Source organism: Nostoc sp. XA010 (genome assembly GCF_020829625.1).
GTDB lineage: Bacteria > Cyanobacteriota > Cyanobacteriia > Cyanobacteriales > Nostocaceae > Nostoc.
The window spans coordinates 300,414-321,934 of sequence record NZ_JAIVFX010000005.1 but is presented as its reverse complement, the minus strand read 5'-3'; the positions used below and the strand labels follow the sequence as shown (position 1 = coordinate 321,934).

The window sequence follows — 21,521 nt, the reverse complement described above, 5'->3', positions numbered from 1 at the left end:
CCAATGGCAGCATTAAATAACCATCAAAGCAATTCCCAAACCAGATTATCACTGGTTTCTTCAGTTTATGCAAAAAGCCAAGTCACCCAGATTCGTCTGCGGATATATATTCCTAAATGCTATCTGCAAGCGCCTGTGATTTCGCAGTTAATTTCTACTTACGGCTTAGTAGTTAATATTACCAAGGCTATACTACAATCAAATACAGATCAAGAAGGATACTTTGACATTGAATTGCGGGGAACAGTGCCACAAATCTCTAGCGGTCTGGCCTACCTGGAATCCCTGAATCTGAGAATTGTGGGTAAGCCGAATGCTGACGGCGATAGCTGGTTTTGCTGAAATAATCTAAATTTCGTAGTACCAAATTTCTTCTTCTCGCAGTACAATTCGATGCAAGGAAAGACGAGAAATCAGTCCCTCTTGCTCAAACTGCCCAAGAATACGAGTGATAGTCACACGAGTTGAACCGAGCATTTCCGCCAAGTCTTCGTGAGTCAGACGCATATCTATTAAACGTCCTTTCTCAACTTCCGAACCAAACTTTTTAGATAACCATGCCAACAGCTTGATTAGCATGGTTTCAACTTTTTTATGGCTACGAATAACCATCAATTCTTGAGCCTGTTGAATATGGGTAAGTAGAGTTTCTGTTAGTTGAGTGCATTCCTCTAGAGATAAAACCGTTGCCTCTACTTTAGTTAGGCATTCCATTTGGTAAGGATCTAATTTTGACAAAGCCTTACCAACGACATCTCCAGGGCCCCACAATCCCAGAGCGACGGTTGTACCATCTTCCAGATAGGTAAAAGTCCTGATAAAACCCGTTTCAATCTTCCAGAGTCCATTTTGATGCTCTGGTAGAAATGACCTACGGGCAAAAACTTCTTTAGTATTATTACTTGAGCTAGATAAGCTTGTGTATAAAGCCACCATAATATATAAAACTATTCTCCGATAAATTAACCGTAGTATTATATTTATATCAGGTTCTAAGAGGCTATGAAGATTTTAAAGAGGGGATTGGGGAAGAAGCAAGGGAGCAGGGAGTAGGGAGCAAGGGAGTAGAATTTTCCCCTCTGCCCCCTGCCTCTTTTCAATGCCCAATGCCCAAAATTAAATTCCCGCACCATCGAGAAAATCTTCAATTATCCCATCAGAATTATTGCTCTTAGGGTTGTCGGTTGGTTCGTCGTTAAGCTCAGTTGCGGATAAACTTGATTGTTGCAACTCCTCGAACTGTTTCTCTAGAGCCTTGACGCGTTCAAATAAAGCGCGGATGACTTCAGCTTCTACGTCGCGTACTTTATCATGATCCAGAACATTGGTAGACGAGTTGTTCTGACGAGTCACGCGCCCTGGAATCCCCACTACAGTAGTGTTACTGGGGACATCTCGTAGCACCACAGAACCTGCTCCAATACGGACGCGATCGCCAATTTGAATATTTCCCAATACCTTTGCACCCGCTCCCACAACTACATGAGAGCCTAAAGTTGGATGGCGTTTGCCGCTTTCTTTCCCAGTCCCGCCAAGGGTTACACCTTGATAAATCAAGGCATGATCCCCCACGATCGCAGTCTCGCCAATCACTACTCCCATCCCGTGGTCTATAAATACTCCCTGGCCAATTAATGCCCCAGGATGAATTTCAATTCCGGTTAAAAACCTACTAATATGAGAGATGAGCCTTGGTATAAAGGGAATTCCAATTTTATACAGCCAGTGTGCTAATCGATGAAACACTAAAGCTTGGAGTCCAGGGTAACAGAACAATACTTCTAGCCAGTTACGGGCTGCTGGGTCACGCTCAAAAATGGTTCGCAAATCAGTTAGTAGCATACTCTGTTAAGGTTTTCGTTGGTAGGTGAGGCTCTGAAAACAGAAACTCAGGATAATTCCCACTAAAAGATCAGGTCATTTATGGGAATTGTGTAGGATAATAATCTACGGTAAGTCGATAGGATAAAGTGCTTTTGTGGGTAATAAGTGGGATGCTATCACATTCCACACTTTGAAAAAAATTATTTTCGCATTAACTGCGATAAGTCCCCCAATTCACCGTAGTATGTTGAGTACAGCCTTGAATAGCCAAAACTACGCTCTCTTGGATCTGTCTTCCAAAGTGGAATACGCACTGCTGGCACTCTTAGAACTGGCAAGCCACCACGGAAAAAAGCTTCCTCTAACCATGAGCGAGATCACTGCCAAGCAACCCATACCTGAGCGCTATTTGGAACAAATTTTGACCAACCTCCGGCGTGCTGGTGTGGTGCAGAGTCAACGCGGCTCTAAAGGAGGTTTCGTTTTAGTTCGTGAACCTTGGCAGATTACAATACTTGAAATTGTCACTTTGGTAGAAGGCGAGCGAAAAGAGAAAGATACCTCTGAATCTGCGACTCTGGAAAAGACTCTGGTTTATGAAGTTTGGGAGCAAGCTAACGCTGCCTCAATTGAAGTTTTGGGTAGTTATACACTCCAAGACTTGTGCCAGGAAAGGGAAACTCGCGCACAGCAAAGTCCGATGTATTATATTTAGACACCAAGGAGTACTGACATGCGGATAGCCAAAGATATCACAGAGTTAATCGGCCGAACTCCTTTAGTTCAATTAAATAAGATTCCCCAAGCTTCAGGAGCGGTTGCTCGGATTGTGGTGAAGCTAGAAAGCATGAATCCAGCATCTTCTGTCAAAGACAGGATTGGTGCGAGTATGGTGGAAGCGGCGGAGGAAGCAGGCTTAATTCACCCTGGAAAAACCATTTTAGTAGAGCCGACTTCTGGAAATACAGGAATTGCGCTGGCGATGGTAGCAGCTGCCAAGGGTTACCATCTTATTCTAACGATGCCTGACACAATGAGCCACGAAAGACGATCCATGCTCAAAGCTTATGGCGCTCAACTAGAGTTAACGCCAGGGGTAGAAGGGATGCGAGGAGCGATCTCTCATGCAGAGCATATTGTAGCTAAAACGTCCAATGCTTATATGTTGCAGCAGTTTCGCAACCCCGCTAACCCAAAAGTTCACGCCGAAACCACAGCCGAAGAAATTTGGAATGATACCGATGGAGAGGTAGATATTCTTGTGGCGGGAGTGGGTACTGGTGGGACGATTACCGGAGTTGCAGAAGTTATTAAAAAACGGAAACCGAGTTTTCAAGCGATCGCAGTTGAACCAAGCAACAGCCCAGTATTAGCAGGCGGTAAATCAGGACCTCACAAAATTCAAGGTATTGGCGCGGGATTTGTCCCAGCAATTTACCGTTCAGAACTGGTGGATGAAGTGATTCAGGTAGCGGATGAGCAAGCGATCGCTTACAGCCGTCGTCTCGCAAAAGAAGAAGGATTACTATCGGGGATTTCTACTGGTGCTGCGTTGTATGCTGCTATTCAAGTAGCACAACGGCCAGAAAATGCAGGTCGCCTAATCGTGATGATACAGCCCAGCTTCGGTGAACGCTACCTCAGTACTTCACTGTTCAAAGACCCAGAGGAAAATGAGTGGTTGAGCAAAGTTTAATTTTTAGATCTTAGGGACTTCCAAAAAATAAATAAATTATCTAGTAGGGTGTGTTAAAGCGAGAGCATAACGCACCTATTATCTATTAGGCGGTGATTTTTTACTGCGATCGCTCCGGTCTAAATTGGTGTTTTTTAATCTGAAAATCGCTAGAATTCAAATATCGTGCCAATATTGACTCTAATTGAACTACTCGAATTGGCTTGATAAGATAGTCGTTAGCACCAGCTTGCAGAATAGAAAGCTTTTCTTCAGGAGGTTCATTAAAGCCCATCATCACTACCTGCAAATCTGAGAAATAAGGCTCTTGTTTGAGAACATTTAGCTCCCAGCCATTAGCATTACCTACTAACTGGACATCCAACAAAATTAGATTTGGCTGGAGGTTTCGCACTTCTTGTAAAAAGTTATTTACGCTGTCTATCCACTTAACTTGATAGCCAATTGTCTGGAGATAATCTTGCAAAACTCTGGCAGAATTTTCTTCTTCTTCCACAAGTAAAATGATTTGATTTTGGGGGTTAGCAGGGAAAGATTTTGCTCTTGTATCTTCCTGTTCTCCTTTATCTTGTCGTGTTTGCATCTCCACTGGATTTGGTAGAAATAGAGTGAACTGACTACCTTTTCCCAAAATCGATTTAACACTCACATCTCCACCATGCAAATGCGCTAATTTACGTGTTAACGCTAAACCTAAACCAGTACCTTCATACTGCCTATTTAACCGACTATCAAGCTGTTTAAATGGTTCAAATATAAATTTAAATTGATTTGAGTCTATACCAATTCCAGTATCTGAAACTGTAAATGTTATTCCTTGCGATACATTTTTCACTACTAGCGATACCTGACCGGCTGGAGTGAATTTAATCGCATTGGTGAGCAGGTTGAGTAGCATTTGTTTAATACGCCGCTCATCACCAATACAAATATCCTCTTCTACGTCAATTTTACAGGTGAGTTGCAATCCCTTTTCTAAGGCGCGATCGCGCACTGTCCATATAGCATAATTACATAAATCTGACACTGGCAAAGGTGAGAGTAATAGTTCCTCTTTGTTTGCTTCTACTTTAGATAAATCAAGAATATCGTTAATCAGTGCCAGCAGATGTTCACCACTACTGTATATACAACTTACATATTCGTTCTGCTTTTCATTGAGAGAGCCAACTATTTCTTGTTGCAACAACTGCGATAAACCCATAATTGCATTGAGAGGTGTCCGCAACTCATGACTCATGGTTGCTAAAAATTCACTTTTTGCCCGACTAGCAGCTTCTGCTGCTTCTTGAGAGGCACGAAGTTTCAATTCTGTTTCCTTACGTTCAGTAATATCCTCAATCATCGCTAGAAAAAACTCAGGTTCACCATTGCTGGCTGGTATAACAGAAACAGAGATATGAGTCCAAACTAAGCTACCATTTTGATGCAGGCAACGTCTCTCCATCTCAATCCGATGTCTTTCGACAAACTGTTCATGATGTTTGGAAGGTTGGAAGCCTACTCTCGAAGTTTTCTTTAAGTCTGTGTGAATTCCTGATATCAGTTGTTTGTAAAGTTTTAAATCCCCCCTTTGTGTGCAAATGTAATCTGTAAAGTGCTTGCCGTATAACTCTTCTCGGCTATATCCTAAAATCTCGCACAGTGCCATATTAGTATCGACTATCTGCCCTTTGATATCTATAAGTCCAATGCCGATAGAACAACGCTCAAAAATCGCCCGAAATTGCACCTCACTCTGTCGCAATGCTTCTTGTACGAAGTTTCGCTCCTTGGCTTCTATAGCCAGCGTCACGAAATCTGCAATGGAGCCGGCAAAAGTCTCTTCCTCCAAAGTCCATTGGCGTTTTTCGCCTATGTGTTCGTGACAGACTACGCCTATCAAACGGCCCTCTAGCCAAATCGGTGCATTCAGTAGGGATGCAATGCCCCAAACTGAAAAATAGGACTCGGATAATTCTTGGGTTCTTTTATCGTTTATGGCATCATCTGCGGCAATGGTACGTTCTTCTTCTAAAGCCTGGAAATAAGCTGGATAATTTTTTTCTGAAAGCGAGTTACCAAAGCTATGCTCCTTGGTGCTTACATCATATAAATCGATGCATTCAATTTTTGAATGTTCTTGATTATATAACCATACACCAACCCGCTTTACTAAAAGCGTCCGAGCAGCAGCCTCTGTGATTTCCTTTAAGGCTGCATTGAGATCACCTTGCTGAAATGTCTTGCTTCTTGCTAGCTGCACCAGCGTTTGGCTTTGTTTTCGCCGATGATTTTCTTTGATTTGCAAAGCCTTTTGGGACTGGTTGCGCTCTGTAATATCTCTAGCTGACACCACCTGCATTAGTTAACCTCAAGAAGAAACAATTTTGCCTTGCAGTTTTATGGAAAAAGTAGAACTGTCTTTGTATAACTACAACTACTTGATCTGGCTTTTCATAACCGGAATATATATATTTTCTAATTAAAATTTATGGTTTTAGATAACAAGTTTTAAACCAAATTTTGCTCATCGCTTCTATTACTTCATGCCAGTGATTTTTGCCAGGGGATAATTAGCATTTCCAAGAATTTTACTATCAAGTAATTCTACTATAGGAATCGTATTTTATTTTTGAAATTATCTACTTGGGCGGGGAGTGGGGAATAGGGAATAGGGAATTAGGCTTTTCGATCTGTACCGAGCTTTTTCAGAAATCAAATATTAGTTCTATATCAAGTAGTATCAGTAGTATATTATTTTGAATTTGGGTCTAGAGACTGAGGGCTACGAAAGACTCTTCCGAATACTGAACACTGAGTTTAATTTATTGCTGAGTGTTAACTACCAAAACACGCTTAATTCTCCTAGAGAAAGATGCCTAATGATTCAAATTTTGCGAAAATTGAAGTAATGGCAGGTTTTGTGGAGGTGGAGCGAATGACGGATAGTAATGTGAGAATTGTTTCCCTGATTCCCGGTGGAACAGAGATATTAGCGACACTAGGCTTGGTTGATGCTATTGTGGGGCGATCGCACGAATGCGATTACCCTCCAGAAATCCTCGATCGCCCCATTTGTACCGAAGCACGCTTAAATTCAAATGCCTCCAGCGGCCAAATTCACGATCAAGTGAGTAATTTATTGCAATCTGCTCTGAGTATTTACCAAATCAAAACAGATGTTTTAGAGAAATTGCAGCCTACCCACATTCTCACTCAAGACCAGTGTGATGTTTGTGCTGTTAGCTTACACGATGTTGAAAAGGCAGTTGCTACACTCATTGACAGTAAACCGCAGATTATTTCTTTACAACCCAATCTTCTCCAGGATATTTGGGCTGACATTGAGCGAGTCGGTAACACCTTTGGCGTAGACTCTGTAAAAGTCATAGAAAATTTAGAAGCTCGCGTCAAAATTTGTCAGCAAAAAATCCAGGGACTTTCGTTAAATGAACAGCCTACTGTCGCCTGTATTGAATGGACTGATCCTTTGATGGTAGCCGCCAATTGGATTCCAGAATTAGTTAACTCAGCAGGAGGACAGTCTCTATTTTGCGCTACAGGTCAGCCTTCTCCGATTTTGCCGTGGGAAACACTATTAACAACCGATCCTGATGTAATTGTTTTTATGCCTTGTGGCTTTGATTTAAATCGCACTCGCCAAGAAGCCAATTTATTAACTCAACATTCAGACTGGGAAAAATTGCACGCTACTAAGGCTGGCAGGGTATATATCACTGATGGCAATTCTTATTTCAATCGTCCAGGGCCACGACTGGTAGATTCTCTAGAAATTTTGGCAGAAATTTTGCATCCAGAAATTTTTCAATACGGCTACAAAGGAACTGGTTGGGAAGTTTTGTAAAGAAGAATTCAGGAGCCAGAATTCACTATGAATTCGAGTCCGACTGGGTGATATTATGTCCGCTTGCTTGCTTATTAAACCCGGAGAACCCCACCCCGCCAAAGCTGTGCTTTGTCTCCCCTCCCCGTCGGCAGGGAGGGGTTCTTTTATTATGGGTAATTTGGGGGACATAATATAATATTTGTTTCAAACCTTGGCAGGTTCCAATCCCCCACGAAGAATAATTCTGATTCCTGGATTCTGAATTCTTCTTTAAGGTGTTTGTTGAGAATCTGCCGATGGTTGATTGTTAAATAACAGCAGACGTACAGCGAGGATGGCAAATCCGACAGCCGCGATCGCTTTTAACAAGCGCGTAGGTAATAATTCTGCTACTGCACCCCCTGCTAATGCTCCCAACAGACTTGTCAACAGCAATGCGCCTGCTGCACCAAAAAATACTGCACGCGGAGAATTACAACGCCCTGAAAGTGCGATCGCCGCTAGCTGACTTTTGTCACCCAATTCTGATAAAAAAACTGTAATAAAGCTTAGTCCTAAAAGATGCCAATCCATATTATTAAGGGGGAAGGGGGAAGGGGGAAAGCAGGGGAGGCAGGAGAAGCAGGGAGAGATGAAGGAGAATAACTACTAACTTCTAACTCCTAACTCCTAACTCCTAACTTGTAACTAACCTTTGAATACATCCCAAAACAGCATTAGAGAAATCACTAACAACATCACGCCTGCTGATTTTTCTATAGTTTTTGGGCTGAGTCTGGTGGCTATCCAACTACCTAAAAGCACGCCTAATAAGCTGGTGGTTATCAGCGCAGCCGCAGATCCGATAAATACCACCCACGGCGAATGAGATTCTGCACTCATTAATAGGGTTGATAGCTGAGTCTTATCTCCAATTTCTGCTAGAAAAATGGTTATAAAAGTTGTACCAAAAATTACTACTGCTGATTGCTGCTTCTGAGGACTATCGGCAACTACAGGCTGAACTGGTTGGGCGATCGCAGGAGTTAAGTTAAGATCATTGCTGTCTTTCAGTTCTAGCTCTATCTCAGTCTGAGATATGCCAGAAATGTCCAAAGGAGCAGAATCAAGTTTCACAGGCAATAGTTTTGTTGCAAGGTTGTTTTCATATTTCTATCATATTCTCAGATTGTTGTAATAAATTGCAATTCTAGATACTAAAACGAGGAGTGGGAATGTCACAGCCCAACAGCTTGATTGAAGCGTAGTATTTCTAGACTGCGATCGCCATATACTCCTTCTATTTGCTGGCGACAGCAGTCAATAGCAAAATCGTTGACTTCTTCTGGTTCAACACCATACATATCTTGAAATACTTCTGATTCCACACGACAGAAACGAGGACGATCTGAGTAGATGCGACATTCTCGCGTGGTATGGTCGAAATTAACGCACCATCCCCCTTCGCCTACCATGCTGAGGTAGAGTTCTAGTTCTGGTGGTGAGAGATACTCATCCAAATCTGGACGCTCTGCTGGATCAAGATTACAGCAGGCTCCACATTCTTTTACACATTGCCAAGTTGACATTTTAGATTAGGGGGTAGGGAGATGAGGGAGATGAGGGAGCAGGGGGAGCAGGGGAAGCAAGGGAGAAGAGTTTTCCCCTCTGCCCCCCGCACCCTGCCCCTCTGCCTCTTCCCCATGCCCCTATTTTACGTTTTTATGTCTTTTCTTATAATTTTGTTAAGTAAATTAAATCTAACAGGCCATAGCCAGATATGATCTATTGCGGGTTTTGTAATTAAGTTATTGAATTTTTTAAGACAATTGGGAGGAGAAAAAGAAAAATGTTTGACGCTGTATCTGATTTGTTTAACGCTTTTACCAGTATCAATTGGGAAGTTATTTTCCAATTGCTTTCCGTGGCGCTAATTGTGATTGCTGGGCCAATGGTGATCTTTTTGCTGGCATTTCGCAACGGCAACCTGTAAGAGTTATGAGTGCTGATTGAGAGTTAGGAGTGAGGAGTTAGGAGTGAGGAATTAAATTTTATTCTCAACTCATAACTCATAAATCAGCACTCAAAGTGTCACAGTCACAAGTGTTAATAATTCAAAATTCTAAATCAAAGACATTTCAGAGGGGGATTTAAACCCCAATGGTTCCTGAGCAGTTCGGTAAGCTCACTGTAATATCTGTCTTACCCCTATGGGGAAGCAAGGTACACATAGCGTTCTGCTTTTTAAAGACTGAAACTGATGCTAGATGTAAATATAGGGGTCTTAAACCCTTTAATTTACAATAAGTTAATTAAGAATTCCAAACTTCTAACTCCTGTAGAGACGTGATTAATCGCGTCTCTACTCTAACTCCTAACTGATAACGCCTGAAGGGCAGCTTGGATGATACTGTCATACTGTGGCTGAGAGATATCAACTTCTTTGGCGTTTTGGCGATTAGTGCCTAGTAAACCAATTATATGTCCTGGTTGCATCGCTAAGACTTTGCCTTCAGAGTTTTTAATTCTTAATTCTGCTTCAAGACCGTTTTTATAGAAACCACAAGTATACTGTCGTTGGTTGTATTCAAAAGTGCTGCTTGACGGGGTAGGTGGCGCAGCAAAAAATTGTTGAAGCTGAATTGGCAGTCTGACTCCTATTAACTCTAACTCAATAGTAGTGTTACCGTTAAAGTAATTTTCTCGCAGTTTGTAAGCGACATCTACTCGCGTCGGTAAGCGGAAATAGTCTCCCCAACGCCAAGCGATCGCTTTAATTTTATACTCCTGATTATCAATAGTTTGGGCAATTGTCAGTTTAATGTGACCCTTACCGACGATTTTTTGCTCAACCACTTGAACATTAGGTGTCCAAAAAACTGGATCGGGGTTGTCCATACCACAGGGGTGCAGAGCATTAAGCTGTTGATAAAGCTGCTGATTGATGTGATTAAGGTTGACTTCGGCATCAATTTTGAGCAGAGGCTTGAGATGGTGGGGTTCAAGACACTGGTTAGCAAACTCAATCAAACGCGATCGCAACACCTGTAAATTCTCTGCTGGTAAAGAGAACCCACCAGCTGCTTTGTGTCCGCCAAATTTCCCTAGTAAATCGTGACAATATTCCAAAGCTTCAAACACATGAAACTCTGGAATTGAGCGTGCAGAACCCCGTATATGTCCCTCATCCTCATAAGTACCGATGAACACGGGAACGCCGTAGCGTTCTACCAAGCGGGAGGCGACAATCCCAATAACGCCATGATGCCAATTGGGTTGAACAACAATTAATACACGGTCTTGCTGTAAAGATGCAACAAATTCTGTCTCCACATAAGCGATCGCTTCTTGTTCAATTTGCTGACACATCTCCTGGCGACTGGCATTTATTTGTTCACATCGCATTGCAAGTTCCAGCGCCACCCCCATATCATCTGTAGTCAGCAATTCAATCACAGTCTGGGGATTACCAATCCGGCCAATAGCATTAATTCGCGGCCCTAAGCGAAACCCAATATCTTCAGGCTTCAGGGATTTGGGACTGGGGACTGGGGATTGGGGACTGGGGACTAGGGATGGAAGCTTTTCCCTATCTCCCCCTGCTCCCTCATCTCCCCTCGCTTGCACACCGCCTACCTGAATCAACGCCTTTACACCAGCTAAGTTGGATTTGGGTAAATGCTGTAAACCACGTTTTACCCAACGGCGATTTACGCCAGTTAAGGGAGCTAAATCTGCGATCGTTCCTAGCGTAAATAGTGCTAGCATCGGCTGGATCAAACCCTTAGTCTCCCCTAACTGCTGTGCTAGAGACACTGCCAAAATGTAGGCAACACCAACACCAGCAACACCCCGATAAGGTGAGGATTCAGCTATTAGTTTAGGGTTGAGGATAGCGTTAGCCGGAGGTAATTTTTGGGGGATATCGTGGTGATCGGTGATAATCACTGCAAGACCAAGTTCTCTAGCTCTAGCAACTGGTTCAAACGCAGAGATGCCATTATCTACAGTGAGAATTAATCCCACACCTTCGCTGTGGAATTCTTCAACTATGCGTTTATTGATACCGTAACCTTCATGCATCCGGCTGGGAATAGCATAATCTACTTGTGCGCCTAAAGTGCGGAGACTACGCAAAAGTAGAGCAGTGCTGGTCATCCCATCAGCATCGTAGTCACCACAAATAGCAATTTTTGTTTGAGAAGCGATCGCATTTTGCAACAACTCCAAACTAATCGCCAAATCTGGGAAATCTTCTAACGGCGAAGGTAAGACTAAAGACTCTGGATTTAAGAATGCTTGTACCTGTTCTGGTGTTTCCATACCCCGATTAATCAACAACTGGCTGACAATGGGTGAAATGTTTGTCAAAGCTGCCAGATTTTGAGCAAATTCTGGTTTTTGTGGATAAATTTGCCAGCGCTGATCGGGTAAGCGTCGGTGAGGTTTTGATAGTTCAGATACAGGTCGTTCTAGCACAATACAAGTTAGTAGTTAGAAGTTAGGAGTTAGAAGTTAGGAGTTAGAAGTTTTTAATTAAAAGTTATTTCGGTGTTGCTGAATCGAGGGATGAATCTGGATGTAGAGACGTTGCAATGCAACGTCTCTACAAGGATTTTTAAATTACGCAAAATTATTTTTCATACTGCAATCAGCAATGCCGTTATTTCTTAACTCATAACTCATAACTCCTAACTCCTAACTCCTAACTTTTTTCTGTTAAAACACGTTGATTCTACCATCATCCATAATATATAACGAGCGATCGCCAGGAGAGCGCAAAGTTGGACGGAGTTCGAGCCGCAATGTGCCAAAGTTAGGTTTGGAAACAATTGCTTGTAGTGATAAACCCTTTTCGCTCCAAAATATCAGAGATGTATTTGGCTCAGTACCCTCTATTTGTTCTAGATTTAATTTCTGTCCTGGACTCAAGGATATTGCATCAGTCCCTGAAGGTTTTTGAATTTTGATCGGGTTAGGTGTGCTATTTAGAACTTCAACCCGGATGTGTTGCCCAGGTGTAAACTGAATTGGGTGTGACCCACACTTAGAGGCACAAGTTCGAGCTAAAGTATTACTGGGATTATTGATTGATGCTACTAGAATGGTAGCTGTAACTAAAGCCAAGGACAAAAGCTTAAACATAATACACAGTATAAGTACTAATATTAAATATTACTCTAATCTCGGACTATTAAGCATCAGCATATTTTCCAGAATTAAGCTAATGCAAAGCAACATCAGCGCATCATTCTTCGATAAGCGATTTAATCGTGATTTAGCCAGTCGTCGAGTTGTTGTTGAGTCACTACTGGGTGCGATCGCTTCGCTATGCTAGTTGGACTGGTGTAAGCCATAATCAAGACAGAATTAGGAATCAGGAACACAGAAGTGAATCATGCACATCCTATCCCTTCATTATCCCGATGACTTACTTATTACCTCCGGTAAATCACCCCAAGCGTTAGAAGCAGAACTCACATTTTTGCTCGCAGTCAAACTATTTGAGCTACGCCGACTATCGCTTGGTAAAGCCGCCGCCTTTTGCAGCATGAACAAACCGCAGTTCATGTACGAACTAGGACGTTTGCAAATCCCTGTTATCAACTTAGATGATGACCAAATCGCCGACGAATTGCGCGATGATTAACTCTGTCATCGTTGCCGATAGCAGCCCCCTCATTTACTTGGCAATTATCGCACAACTGGAACTTTTACCCCAACTTTATCAGCGAATATTACTTCCCACAGCCGTATGGGATGAAGTAACAATCCAAGGTGTAGCTTTACCTGGCGCACAAGCCGTCAGTCAGTTAACTTGGTTGGAAATTCAAGCCCCTGAAGCCCTGATATTAGAACCATTATCAATCCTAGTTGATCGTGGAGAAGCTGAAGCTATTGCCTTGGCTCAGTCCACTCCAGATAGTACGGTACTTTTGGATGATGCTCAAGCACGAAGGGTTGCAGAACGCTTAGGAATTCGCCGGATAGGGACTCTTGGCATTTTGCGTAAGGCGAAAAAAGCAGGGTTGATTGTTGAGCTAGTTACGCACCAATGGAATTTATATCCGACCTAGCCTCATTGATGCAGTGCTACGGGATGTCGGAGAAATAGACTAATCGCGGGTTCAGATAAAACTCAAACAAAATTTTTTGAGTGTTATGTAGCATAGGGTGACTCTCCTACGCATTATAGATTGAGTCTGTAGTGCGATCGCTATTTTAGTGAGTCTAGTATCACAAAACAAAACCCTGTACAAAGTTTTACCTTATTGTACAAGGTTGTCTATTATCCTAAATACTTAGTACAAGCTCTTTAACCGAAACGTCCACTGATGTAATCTTCAGCTTCTTTAGTTTGAGGAGAACTGAACATTTGCGCTGTCGGATTAAACTCAACTAATTTTCCGCGACGTTTGCCATGCTCGTCAATTTCTGTATTGAAGAAAGCCGTGAAATCTGCGACTCTAGAAGCTTGTTGCATGTTGTGAGTCACCATAATAATGGTGTATTGCTCCTTGAGTTCTAAGCAGAGTTCTTCTACTTGGCGGCTAGAAATTGGGTCGAGAGCAGAACATGGTTCATCCATTAATAATACATCTGGCTTCATGGCGATCGCACGAGCAATGCAAAGTCGTTGCTGTTGTCCGCCAGATAATGCAGTACCCTTCTCTTTGAGTTTGTCTTTGACTTCATCCCAGATAGCAGCGCGTCTGAGAGAATCTTCCACCAATTCATCGATGTTACCTTTATAACCGTTAGCACGCGGACCAAAGGAAATATTTTCATATATTGACTTAGGGAAAGGATTCGGTCTTTGAAAAACCATTCCGATTTGGCGGCGTAATTTTACAGAATTTATCTTAGGATCGTAAATATTGCGATCGCGGTAATTCAGTCTACCCTCAACTTTAGCTCCAGGGATTAAATCATTCATCCGATTGAAGCAACGCAGTAAGGTACTTTTACCACATCCTGAAGGGCCAATAAAAGCAATAATTTGTTTTGCAGGAATCTTTAAATAGACATCTAAAAGAGCCAAAAGTCCCCCATAATAGACCTTTACACCTTCAACATTGAAGACGTTATTCTCCTGGTCGATTGTGGCACTATCTAATTGACTTCTACTGTTGCTATAAGTCATTTTGCGTATCTCCTAATAACTGTGAATATATCCAATTAGATATTTAATTATCTAGTGTATTGTAAAGCGTTGGCGGATATAAATTGCTACACCATTTAAAACTAAAATCAAGAGTAACAACGCAATAATTGTTGCTGCTGCTGCACTAGCAAAACCTGGTTCAGGACGAGTAATGTAACTGTAAATTTGAATGGGTAATGCCATAAATCTCTGGAACAAACCAGGGTTAAAGGTGAGAAAACCCACAGCACCTACAACAATTAGAGACGCTGCATCACCAATAGCACGGGATACAGAGATAATTACCCCTGTCAAAATACCAGGAACAGCATAAGGTAAAACGTGACTGCTAATAGTTCGCCATTTAGTGACACCTAATCCATAAGAAGCATTTCTTAGGGAATCCGGGACAGCGCGAATTGCTTCTCTTGCTGTCACAATAATTACTGGTAAAGACAACAAAGATAAAGTTAACGCACCAGAAACCAAAGCGGGGCCGAAGCCAAGCAAATAATTGAAAACTCCCAAACCCAGCAATCCGTAGACAATGGAAGGTACACCTGCCAGATTGCTGATATTAATCTCAATAATCACTGTCCACCAAGCTTTAGGTGCATACTCTTCTAGATATAAAGCTGCTCCAACACCAATTGGTACAGTGACTAAAATCACAATTATTCCTAAAAGAATACTACTGACAATAGCTGGACGGATGCCACCTTGGTCAGGAAAACGAGAAGGAGTTTCTGTTAGAAAGCCGGGTGTTAAAAATCTGGCTAATCCATCTCGAAAAATATCGAAAAGTAGCAAAGCCAAAATAAATATACCAATCAGCAACCCTAACAAAAAAAGTATTTCAAATACTTTTCCTAATGTCTCCCTACTTTCAACATTCTCAGTAAACTCTGCCGCCGAATCCAAAGACTCATCTCGTTGATAACTTGTCGTCATACCTATTAATCGTACTTTTCTTTAAAGCGATTAGCAATCCAGAAACTAACAATATTTAAAGCTAGTGTGAGTAGAAATAAAAGAGCGCCCACAGCATATAAAGTCTTGAAATTAAGACTACCACGCGGACTATCTCCACCAGAAATTTGCGCCATGTAAGCTGTCATCGTTTCTACTGATTCCGCAAAATTAATCGTCAGTTTTGGTTGTTGACCTGCGGCGATAAGGACAGTCATCGTTTCACCCACAGCACGAGAAATACCCAAAATAATTGAGGCTATAATTCCAGAAAGTGCTGCTGGGAGAACTATTTTAAAAATGCTTTCTAGTTTAGTAATACCTAAAGCATAAGCTCCTTCCCGCAAAGAACGTGGAACAGCTTGAATTGCATCTAAGCTAATAGAACCAACAGTAGGAGTAATCATTACTCCCATCATTAAGCCTGCACTCAAGGCATTAAATATTTCTAGAGGAATAATATTTCGCAGTAATGGTGTGAGAAATAACAGTGCAAAGTAACCATATACTACTGTAGGTATTCCCGCCAACAGCTCTACTGCGGGACGTAAAATTGCTGCTACTTTTGGTTGAGCATATTCACTCAAGTAAATTGCAGAAGATAAACCCAGAGGAATAGCAACCGCCATAGCAATAACTGTAGTTAAGAAAGTGCCAGCTATCAACGGCCAAACACCAAAATGTCTATCTGCAAATAGAGGCGTCCATTTAGTATCAAGAAAGAATTCGGCAAAGGAAACTTCTTGGAAAAAACCAAATGCCTCCTGAAAGATAATTACGACAATACCAAAGGTTGTTAGAACCGAAACTAAAGCACAAGCAAATAAAATTACCGCAATAATCTTTTCTGAGATATCTTCAAATGCATTTTTCTCTAATGACTTTCTGAACTGGAGAGAAGGGTCGTCTTGAAAATTGGGATTTTGCATAAATTAGTTAAGCCTTTACTAAATTCATACTACAAAAACTGGTCTTTATTTAAATAAAGTTGATGATTGGTTCACCTGGTTTTGCTTTTTTGAATTTTGTCCCAGTTTCACCACTAGCCAATTTTTGTTTTACCTTGACGTAAGCTTCATCAGGTAATGCTACATAACCAACGCTATCTACCCACTTCCAAGAATTTTCTAGATAAAAATCTACAAACTCTTTGACTGCTGGCTTGCTATCTAAGGATTTTTTACTAACATAGATAAACAGAGGACGAGACAATGGGGTATAGAGATTTTTGATTACATTATCTATAGGAACTGGTTTCTCACATTTACCTGTGGGACTTTCTACAGCAACTAGATTGAGTTTATCTTGGTTTTGAATATAGTAAGATATGCCTACATAACCTAAAGCTGATGCTTCACCTGAGACTCCTTGCACAAGTAAGTTTTGATTGTGACTGGGAGTATAATCTGTACGACCATTTTTGGCTTTGCCGGTAACAGCTTGAGTCATATAATCAAATGTTCCAGTATCAGAAGCCGGAGCATACAGTTTCAGTTTTTGGTTAGGAAATTTGGGATTAACTTGATTCCATGTCAAGATTTTGCTGTCTGATTTAGCGCCCCAAATCTTACCCAATTCTTTAATAGTCAGACATTTGGCAAAGTTATTTTGACGATTAGTAATTACAGCAATGCCATCTAAAGCTATAGGCAACTCGACAAATTCAATATTCTTACTTTTACATTTTTTAATTTCTTCATCTCTAATGGTACGGGAAGCACCAGCTATATCAATATCGCCATTACAAAATTTACTGAAACCGCCACCAGTACCACTTGAGGCAACACTAACTTTTGCTTCAGGTTTCACTTTACCATATTCTTCTGCAACTGCTAAAGAAACAGAAAAACCTACTGCTGCACCATCAATACTCACCTGACTTTTCAATTCTTGTCCACTGTTGCAAGCAGTTATACTGCTGGCAATAAGCATTAAAGATGTCAGGAAAAAGCTATCCTTAAATCGGCTACGAAAGCTCATAATTTATCAATTGAGATAAAGTGATCAGAATTTCTTATGCTTGGCTATCTGTAACTAGCTCATGCGGCATTAAAAAAAGATATTACGCTTTACTTGCAGCTTGAACTTTATCAAAAATTGCCCCATCTCCAAAAAACTTTTTCTGGATAATATCCCAACCACCTAAATCTTGAGATGTGAATAAAGTTTTAATTGGCGGATGTTGTGAGGCTACTTCTTGGGTAACAGTCGGATTAACAGGACGATATTGTAATTTTGCAAATTCCCGTTGAGCTTCTGTTGAGTAAAGAAAATCAACAAAGGCTTGTGCAACTTCTCTTGTACCGTGCTTATCAACGTTTTTATCTACTATTGCTACAGGATTATCAATGGAGATATTCACTTGGGGTACAACATAAGGCAACTTAGCCCCATTTTTACCCGCCAAAATTACCTCATTTTCGTAGTTAATTAAGACATCTCCCTGACCTTTTTGGAAAAATAAATCGCTAGCCTCACGGGCATCTTTAGTTAAAATAGGGGTATTTCTATAAACTTTAGTGACATAATCTAGCGCTGTCGCCTCATCACCGCCTGTTAGAGTTACCGAACCCCAAAAAGCTAAGAATTCCCAAATAGCAATACCAGAAGTTTTCGGGTTAGCCGCAATCACTTTCACGCCATCTTTTGCCAAGTCTGCCCAAGTATTGATACTTTTTGGATTGCCTTCGCGGGTAACGATCGCAGCAACCGATCTACTAACAATACCACTTCTGGGAGCTTTAATTTCCCAGCCTGATTTAATCAAACCTGCTTGTTGAATTTTGTTGACATCCAGAGGAAGTGCTAAATGTACTATATCTGCTTCTTGCGAACCGGCAATGACAGCAGCAGTTTGAGCGCCAGAACCTCCATAACTTTGCTCAAAGGTGACGTTCTGGTTATGTTCTTGCTTCCATTTTTCGACAAATTTGGGGATTATCTGGTCATGAGCTGCTTTGGTGACAGAGAAAGAAACGAGTTTTATCTTAACATCATTTTTGCTAGCTGAACTGCTTCCACAGGAGGCAACTGCTATACTCAAAAAAGCACCTATGAGAAACAGGCTTACAAAGCTTTGCACAGTGTGTCTATTGAACCAACTCCTAATTGTGTGTTTATCCGAGAGTTGTATAGCCTGCAAAGCTTTCATGACATAAGCCTGTATCCCCTCACTTAGTAATTTACTTAATTGTGTCAGTTGTTGCGACTTACTCATCAGAATCACCCCTAAATATACGGTATTTATCGGCAGATACCGTAATTAAAAAGATTATAGGATATATAGAACAATAGTTATCATCTGGCTTTAATTATTTTTAGTAAGTTTTTACTAAGTCAGGAGTTCCTGATTAAAGTAGCAAAAATAGTGTTTAAGCTATGCGCTTTTCCCACCTCCAAAAGGCTGATTTATTTACAGCCTACATACGTATTTATATATAAAATTGCCAGAATAATTTATTGCTAAGAATTCGGAAAAAATCAAAAACCTTTCCTCTTTTGTTCGTAAGATACCTCTAAGAGGTTTTGCTATGTAAAATTTGTTCCTCTTGCCTGTCGGTGAGGAATTTGAACTTTAGTTCAACACAGGCAAAGGTTCATCGAACTCACTTAACATTAGTTCAGTTGGTAGCTTAGAAATTCTGAAAAATCGATACAATTTGTAAGACAGATATAAGTATCTTCACTAGTTATTGCATCGTTTACTCTACCCCTATTGCTACAACCAGCTTAGGATAGACTAAAATCATTTTTTGCAAACAATGGTAGAAAAAATCACAGCCGTCTTTAATGGCAAAGTCTTCTATCCGGCTGAACCAATCGCACTGCCAATCAATACCCGTGTGCGAATCAGTATTGAAATTTTACCGCCAAGTGAACATGAAACGGTATCATTTCTGCAAACGGCGCGATCACTCAATTTAGATGGGCCACCCGACTGGTGTACCAATATAGATAAATATTTATACGGTAAATAAACTTTCCATGCATTCTGAAGTCTTTCTTGATACATCCTTTGCCATTGCCTTATCTGCACCGAGCGATCGCTTGCATGACCGAGCCTTACATCTGGCTAAAATGTTACAAGCAGCAGAAACTCGTTTGGTGACAACACAGGCGGTAATGTTGGAAATTGGCAATGCCTTATCCCAACAACCTTATCGTCAAGCGGCAATCATATTATTAAATTCTCTAGTAGCAGACTCCAAAGTAGAAATTATCCCCCTTTCCCAAGAACTCTACGAACGTGCTTTCGAGCTATATCGAGAACAAACAGAGAAAGAATGGGGATTTGGGGATTGCGTATCTTTTATAGTGATGCAATATAGCGGAATCACGGAAGCATTGACTGCTGATGAGCATTTTCAACAAGCAGGTTTTCGAGCATTACTACGAGAAAATTTGCCTTAAAAATTAGGTATTGGTTATTCACAAATGACTAATGACAATTAAATATTTCGTTACAATCTGCTTATGCATTAGGCATTCAAGAGTTATCAGCCATGAAATTGATTTCCGATCCACCGATTCCTGTAAAAATTCAAAAGATGAAGGAACGGGTGCGGTGGATGCATCCAAGTTTTGTGCAACGGGGAATTGATCAAACCAGCATAGTTATTGACGATCGCAGAGAAGATAGTCCAGAATTTTCCTTTATGGTTATCGGTGATTCTGGCACTCAATCGCATTATCGGCAACATCCCCAACGAAAAGTTGCTGAACTAATGTTGACTCACCGCGATGATTGCAGTTTTGTGTTGCACACAGGCGATGTAATTTATGTGGTAGGTTCCCAAGAGTATTATTCAACAAACTTTATTGAGCCTTACCGGGAATTTCTTGTCGGTGGCGACAACCCGAAAGACATTCCTTATGATCGCATGGTGTTTAATCTGCCATTCTTACCAGTACTAGGTAATCATGATTACTATGATGTGCCGTTGATGTACCGTTTATTTACTGGAACAACATCTTCATTGCGTCGCCTGTTCCGCTACAAAGATATTGAGATTGGCTGGCATGGATCGTATCAAGGTAATGCTTATGCACGAGCATTTATGGACTATACAGGGGCGATGTCTTCCCCAGAATTAGAACGTCATTTAGATCAACACTACACTGCTAAAACCAACACAGGACGCTGTTTGCGTTACGAACCTGGACAGTTTACCCGCTTACCCAATCGCTATTACACCTTTCGTTATGGCGGGATTGATTTTTTCGCACTGGATTCTAATACCTTTAATACACCATCACCTTTACCTGCAACTCAAGAGGGGGAAATTTACCGTCGGGAATTGCAAAAGCGTCGCCAGGAAATAGATCAAGAAGAATTGCAGATATTGGAAATATATAATCGCCTCAATCCCGATAAATCCACTGACGCGGAACAACTTGATGATCTTAGTGCCAAATTAGACCAAATTGATGAGATTAAAATCGATATTGAAAAACAATTGGCATCTCATAAAATGCCTGCGATAGATTTTGAACAACTTGAATGGTTGCGTAGCAGACTAATCGAATCTTGGAACACCTCCGAAGTACGCGGACGTGTAATTTTTTTCCACCATCCGCCCTATGTTACAGAAGCTACAAAGTGGAATCAAGCACAAACCTTGGCGGTTCGCCACCGCTTACGCTGGGTATTTGAACAAGTGGCAGAAACTCTTGGTTCTCTAATTAAAGAACGTCCCATAGTGGATTTAATTTTAAACGGTCATGCTCACTGTTTAGAGCATCTTTGCACAACTGATACCGGATTTGCTGACTCCCACATTAACTGCATTATCTCTGGTGGTAGTGGTCATCGTCCCCGTTATCAACGGCAAGAGGGGACTGAATTAATGGAAACTTTTACGGAAATTCCAGGTAAACCCACTCGGAAAGTTGCCGATTCAACGCTTTTTGTGGGTCGTCATGATTACAATTTCCAGAACCGCCTGCCTTACTCATGTGTGCGGATTGATGTTCTAGATGGTTGCCCACCCAAGTTTATCATCAGACCGCTTATTACTGAACGGGTTGAAGATGAGTGGCATAACCGCGAACTTGAACCTTTTGTGATTTAAACGGCGATA

Annotated in this window: 23 protein-coding genes; 10 read left to right on the top strand and 13 right to left on the bottom strand. The window is 41.3% G+C overall.

Translation table 11 applies throughout. From position 1 onward, the window contains the following. Positions 1-3 precede the first annotated feature (3 nt). Positions 4-342: an NIL domain-containing protein gene (locus LC608_RS10720; protein ID WP_229553511.1), complete on the top strand. Its 339-nt coding sequence runs from the start codon at positions 4-6 to the stop codon at positions 340-342. A 6-nt stretch (positions 343-348) separates the two neighbouring features. Here the strand turns inward: LC608_RS10720 and LC608_RS10715 are convergent, their stop codons facing one another. Together LC608_RS10715 and cysE are read right to left on the bottom strand one after the other, a co-directional pair. Beyond that, positions 349-936 carry a Crp/Fnr family transcriptional regulator gene (locus LC608_RS10715; protein ID WP_229553510.1) on the bottom strand — a complete coding sequence of 196 codons (588 nt, stop codon included), beginning with the start codon at positions 934-936 and terminating at the stop codon, positions 349-351. Between the two features lie 180 nt (positions 937-1,116). Continuing rightward, positions 1,117-1,842: a serine O-acetyltransferase gene (gene cysE / locus LC608_RS10710; RefSeq protein ID WP_229553509.1), complete on the bottom strand. Its 726-nt coding sequence runs from the start codon at positions 1,840-1,842 to the stop codon at positions 1,117-1,119. 226 nt (positions 1,843-2,068) lie between these two features. Between cysE and LC608_RS10705 the strand changes: the two genes are divergently transcribed. Together LC608_RS10705 and cysK are read left to right on the top strand one after the other, a co-directional pair. Beyond that, positions 2,069-2,539: an Rrf2 family transcriptional regulator gene (locus LC608_RS10705; protein WP_229553573.1), complete on the top strand. Its 471-nt coding sequence runs from the start codon at positions 2,069-2,071 to the stop codon at positions 2,537-2,539. A gap of 18 nt (positions 2,540-2,557) precedes the next feature. Continuing rightward, positions 2,558-3,520, top strand: coding sequence for a cysteine synthase A (gene cysK, locus LC608_RS10700; protein WP_229553508.1), 963 nt, complete (start codon positions 2,558-2,560; stop codon positions 3,518-3,520). 100 nt (positions 3,521-3,620) lie between these two features. On the opposite strand, the gene LC608_RS10695 is transcribed toward cysK, so the two are convergent. After that, complete coding sequence (locus tag LC608_RS10695; protein WP_229553507.1) at positions 3,621-5,864, bottom strand: ATP-binding protein; 2,244 nt, start codon at positions 5,862-5,864, stop codon at positions 3,621-3,623. Positions 5,865-6,440: 576 nt separating this feature from the next. On the opposite strand from LC608_RS10695, the gene LC608_RS10690 reads away from it, so the two are divergent. After that, the gene (locus LC608_RS10690) at positions 6,441-7,367 is read left to right on the top strand and encodes a cobalamin-binding protein (protein WP_229553572.1); all 927 of its coding nucleotides are present in this window, start codon (positions 6,441-6,443) and stop codon (positions 7,365-7,367) included. Positions 7,368-7,619: 252 nt separating this feature from the next. On the opposite strand, the gene LC608_RS10685 is transcribed toward LC608_RS10690, so the two are convergent. The 3 genes from LC608_RS10685 to LC608_RS10675 all read right to left on the bottom strand — a co-directional run bounded on the left by LC608_RS10685 (position 7,620) and on the right by LC608_RS10675 (position 8,917). After that, positions 7,620-7,922, bottom strand: a complete 303-nt coding sequence (locus LC608_RS10685; RefSeq protein WP_229553506.1) for a TMEM165/GDT1 family protein — start codon at positions 7,920-7,922, stop codon at positions 7,620-7,622. Positions 7,923-8,036: 114 nt separating this feature from the next. Continuing rightward, the gene (locus tag LC608_RS10680; protein WP_229553505.1) at positions 8,037-8,465 is read right to left on the bottom strand and encodes a TMEM165/GDT1 family protein; all 429 of its coding nucleotides are present in this window, start codon (positions 8,463-8,465) and stop codon (positions 8,037-8,039) included. 101 nt (positions 8,466-8,566) lie between these two features. After that, positions 8,567-8,917, bottom strand: coding sequence for a YkgJ family cysteine cluster protein (locus tag LC608_RS10675; RefSeq protein ID WP_229553504.1), 351 nt, complete (start codon positions 8,915-8,917; stop codon positions 8,567-8,569). A gap of 260 nt (positions 8,918-9,177) precedes the next feature. Here LC608_RS10675 and psb30 point away from each other — a divergent pair, with 260 nt between their 5' ends. Beyond that, the gene (gene psb30, locus LC608_RS10670; protein ID WP_229553503.1) at positions 9,178-9,321 is read left to right on the top strand and encodes a photosystem II reaction center protein Ycf12/Psb30; all 144 of its coding nucleotides are present in this window, start codon (positions 9,178-9,180) and stop codon (positions 9,319-9,321) included. 374 nt (positions 9,322-9,695) lie between these two features. Here psb30 and LC608_RS10665 read toward each other — a convergent pair whose 3' ends face one another. Both LC608_RS10665 and LC608_RS10660 read right to left on the bottom strand, forming a co-directional pair. Further along, positions 9,696-11,807 carry a DHH family phosphoesterase gene (locus LC608_RS10665; RefSeq protein ID WP_229553502.1) on the bottom strand — a complete coding sequence of 704 codons (2,112 nt, stop codon included), beginning with the start codon at positions 11,805-11,807 and terminating at the stop codon, positions 9,696-9,698. A gap of 240 nt (positions 11,808-12,047) precedes the next feature. Beyond that, positions 12,048-12,473, bottom strand: coding sequence for a hypothetical protein (locus tag LC608_RS10660; RefSeq protein WP_229553501.1), 426 nt, complete (start codon positions 12,471-12,473; stop codon positions 12,048-12,050). 253 nt (positions 12,474-12,726) lie between these two features. Here LC608_RS10660 and LC608_RS10655 point away from each other — a divergent pair, with 253 nt between their 5' ends. Both LC608_RS10655 and LC608_RS10650 read left to right on the top strand, forming a co-directional pair. Beyond that, positions 12,727-12,978: a UPF0175 family protein gene (locus tag LC608_RS10655; RefSeq protein WP_073645131.1), complete on the top strand. Its 252-nt coding sequence runs from the start codon at positions 12,727-12,729 to the stop codon at positions 12,976-12,978. After that, complete coding sequence (locus LC608_RS10650; protein ID WP_229553500.1) at positions 12,971-13,405, top strand: DUF3368 domain-containing protein; 435 nt, start codon at positions 12,971-12,973, stop codon at positions 13,403-13,405. Before LC608_RS10655 ends, LC608_RS10650 begins: the two co-directional genes overlap by 8 nt. A 239-nt stretch (positions 13,406-13,644) precedes the next feature. Here LC608_RS10650 and pstB read toward each other — a convergent pair whose 3' ends face one another. The 5 genes from pstB to LC608_RS10625 form a co-directional block, all read right to left on the bottom strand. After that, complete coding sequence (pstB, locus tag LC608_RS10645; protein WP_229553499.1) at positions 13,645-14,472, bottom strand: phosphate ABC transporter ATP-binding protein PstB; 828 nt, start codon at positions 14,470-14,472, stop codon at positions 13,645-13,647. 51 nt (positions 14,473-14,523) lie between these two features. Beyond that, positions 14,524-15,423, bottom strand: coding sequence for a phosphate ABC transporter permease PstA (pstA, locus tag LC608_RS10640; RefSeq protein ID WP_229553498.1), 900 nt, complete (start codon positions 15,421-15,423; stop codon positions 14,524-14,526). A 5-nt stretch (positions 15,424-15,428) separates the two neighbouring features. Beyond that, on the bottom strand, positions 15,429-16,370 hold the full coding sequence (pstC, locus tag LC608_RS10635; RefSeq protein WP_229553497.1) for a phosphate ABC transporter permease subunit PstC: 942 nt from the start codon (positions 16,368-16,370) through the stop codon (positions 15,429-15,431). A 49-nt stretch (positions 16,371-16,419) separates the two neighbouring features. Continuing rightward, entirely contained in the window at positions 16,420-17,421 is a 1,002-nt protein-coding gene (locus tag LC608_RS10630; protein WP_229553496.1) for a PstS family phosphate ABC transporter substrate-binding protein, read from the bottom strand. Positions 17,422-17,503: 82 nt separating this feature from the next. After that, on the bottom strand, positions 17,504-18,658 hold the full coding sequence (locus LC608_RS10625) for a sulfate ABC transporter substrate-binding protein (protein WP_229553495.1): 1,155 nt from the start codon (positions 18,656-18,658) through the stop codon (positions 17,504-17,506). Positions 18,659-19,202: 544 nt separating this feature from the next. Between LC608_RS10625 and LC608_RS10620 the strand changes: the two genes are divergently transcribed. From LC608_RS10620 to LC608_RS10610, 3 genes are all read left to right on the top strand, one after another. Further along, entirely contained in the window at positions 19,203-19,418 is a 216-nt protein-coding gene (locus LC608_RS10620; protein WP_229553494.1) for a hypothetical protein, read from the top strand. Between the two features lie 7 nt (positions 19,419-19,425). Continuing rightward, complete coding sequence (locus tag LC608_RS10615; RefSeq protein WP_229553493.1) at positions 19,426-19,851, top strand: type II toxin-antitoxin system VapC family toxin; 426 nt, start codon at positions 19,426-19,428, stop codon at positions 19,849-19,851. Between the two features lie 92 nt (positions 19,852-19,943). After that, a complete protein-coding gene (locus LC608_RS10610; RefSeq protein WP_229553492.1) occupies positions 19,944-21,512 on the top strand; it encodes a metallophosphoesterase in 1,569 nt (522 codons plus the stop codon). The last annotated feature ends 9 nt before the right edge of the window (positions 21,513-21,521 follow it).

Excerpts from the sequence above, each read along its gene's own strand:
- cysE (WP_229553509.1), bottom strand. The coding sequence starts at position 1,842 with ATGCTACTAACTGATTTGCGAACCATTTTTGAGCGTGACCCAGCAGCC.
- LC608_RS10620 (WP_229553494.1), top strand. The coding sequence starts at position 19,203 with ATGGTAGAAAAAATCACAGCCGTCTTTAATGGCAAAGTCTTCTATCCG.
- LC608_RS10625 (WP_229553495.1), bottom strand. The coding sequence starts at position 18,658 with ATGAGTAAGTCGCAACAACTGACACAATTAAGTAAATTACTAAGTGAG.
- LC608_RS10660 (WP_229553501.1), bottom strand. The coding sequence starts at position 12,473 with ATGTTTAAGCTTTTGTCCTTGGCTTTAGTTACAGCTACCATTCTAGTA.
- LC608_RS10615 (WP_229553493.1), top strand. The coding sequence starts at position 19,426 with ATGCATTCTGAAGTCTTTCTTGATACATCCTTTGCCATTGCCTTATCT.
- cysK (WP_229553508.1), top strand. The coding sequence starts at position 2,558 with ATGCGGATAGCCAAAGATATCACAGAGTTAATCGGCCGAACTCCTTTA.
- pstB (WP_229553499.1), bottom strand. The coding sequence starts at position 14,472 with ATGACTTATAGCAACAGTAGAAGTCAATTAGATAGTGCCACAATCGAC.
- LC608_RS10695 (WP_229553507.1), bottom strand. The coding sequence starts at position 5,864 with ATGCAGGTGGTGTCAGCTAGAGATATTACAGAGCGCAACCAGTCCCAA.
- LC608_RS10655 (WP_073645131.1), top strand. The coding sequence starts at position 12,727 with ATGCACATCCTATCCCTTCATTATCCCGATGACTTACTTATTACCTCC.
- LC608_RS10715 (WP_229553510.1), bottom strand. The coding sequence starts at position 936 with ATGGTGGCTTTATACACAAGCTTATCTAGCTCAAGTAATAATACTAAA.
- LC608_RS10705 (WP_229553573.1), top strand. The coding sequence starts at position 2,069 with ATGTTGAGTACAGCCTTGAATAGCCAAAACTACGCTCTCTTGGATCTG.
- pstA (WP_229553498.1), bottom strand. The coding sequence starts at position 15,423 with ATGACGACAAGTTATCAACGAGATGAGTCTTTGGATTCGGCGGCAGAG.
- LC608_RS10685 (WP_229553506.1), bottom strand. The coding sequence starts at position 7,922 with ATGGATTGGCATCTTTTAGGACTAAGCTTTATTACAGTTTTTTTATCA.
- pstC (WP_229553497.1), bottom strand. The coding sequence starts at position 16,370 with ATGCAAAATCCCAATTTTCAAGACGACCCTTCTCTCCAGTTCAGAAAG.
- psb30 (WP_229553503.1), top strand. The coding sequence starts at position 9,178 with ATGTTTGACGCTGTATCTGATTTGTTTAACGCTTTTACCAGTATCAAT.
- LC608_RS10610 (WP_229553492.1), top strand. The coding sequence starts at position 19,944 with ATGAAATTGATTTCCGATCCACCGATTCCTGTAAAAATTCAAAAGATG.
- LC608_RS10690 (WP_229553572.1), top strand. The coding sequence starts at position 6,441 with ATGACGGATAGTAATGTGAGAATTGTTTCCCTGATTCCCGGTGGAACA.
- LC608_RS10650 (WP_229553500.1), top strand. The coding sequence starts at position 12,971 with ATGATTAACTCTGTCATCGTTGCCGATAGCAGCCCCCTCATTTACTTG.
- LC608_RS10630 (WP_229553496.1), bottom strand. The coding sequence starts at position 17,421 with ATGAGCTTTCGTAGCCGATTTAAGGATAGCTTTTTCCTGACATCTTTA.
- LC608_RS10675 (WP_229553504.1), bottom strand. The coding sequence starts at position 8,917 with ATGTCAACTTGGCAATGTGTAAAAGAATGTGGAGCCTGCTGTAATCTT.
- LC608_RS10720 (WP_229553511.1), top strand. The coding sequence starts at position 4 with ATGGCAGCATTAAATAACCATCAAAGCAATTCCCAAACCAGATTATCA.